General features: G+C 69.7%; 1 protein-coding gene. It reads right to left on the bottom strand.

The window, feature by feature from the left end:
• The coding region (locus tag ACYQ7X_RS17480; protein WP_459698351.1) for a transposase domain-containing protein at positions 1–465 on the bottom strand (465 nt) is incomplete at both ends.

The following is a 465-nucleotide window of genomic DNA, read 5'->3' as shown; positions in this document are numbered from 1 at the left end:
ATCGTCTCGCAGGATCGGCAGCTCCACTTCTCGCGGACCGTCTGGATAACCTTCCATTGCCGCGGCACGACCTCCAGGGTCTCGATGATGCTTTCGCCCAACTTGGCGAGCTTGCCGCCGCAGCACGGGCAGGCCGTGGGGCCCGGCACCACCACCCGTTCCCGGGGGAGATGATCGGGCAGTGGGCCGCGCACGGGGCGCCGACGGGTAAAGCCACTGACGTTATCCTGGCCAGTCACGCCGACCTGCGCCTCGTCCTCGCTGGCAGCCGCTTCCAGCTCCTCGAGCTCGAGCTCCATCTGGTCCAGCAGCTTGCGTCCACGCTCGGAGGAGGCGCCGAAGCGATCCTGCCGCAGCTTGGCGATCAGAAGCTTGAGGTGGGCCACCATCGCCTCGGCGCCGGTGGCGCGGGCCTCCGCCTCACGACGTGCCGATTGCTCGGCCGCCAGCGCGGCGCGCAAGGCG

The organism is Acidisoma sp. C75, from assembly GCF_054665095.1.
This window is presented reverse-complemented; position numbering and strand designations above follow the sequence as displayed.